This is a genomic window from Methylobacterium sp. A54F (genome assembly GCF_053346035.1).
Genome location: NZ_JBKFBF010000129.1, coordinates 1 through 305 on the forward strand (window position 1 = coordinate 1; position 305 = coordinate 305).

The window sequence follows — 305 nt, forward strand, 5'->3', positions numbered from 1 at the left end:
CACACAGGATGCGCGGGTTGTCCGCCACCTGCACGGCGACAAGTTCGGAGGCTTGCAGGGTCGCCACCCTGGCCGCCACGTCGATTCCGGCGGCCACGATGTCCACGATTCCGTCCGAGAAGGTCAGGTCCACATGGAGGCGCGGATTCTCGGCCATCATCCTGACAACCCGGGGCACGACCAGGGCCCTGCAGTTGCGGTTGGGCGCGGTCACGCGCAGGACCCCGCTCAAGCCCTCTTGCTGTTCGGAGAAGGCTGCCGCTGCAGCCTCCTGCGCCTCCTGCATCGTCTGCGCGAGCGGCAGG

Annotated in this window: 1 protein-coding gene; it reads right to left on the minus strand. The window is 68.2% G+C overall.

What is annotated here, in order from left to right; all coding sequences use genetic code 11:
* A partial coding sequence (locus ACLBXP_RS25630; RefSeq protein ID WP_447670632.1) for a LysR substrate-binding domain-containing protein occupies nt 1–305 on the minus strand: 305 nt, incomplete at both ends.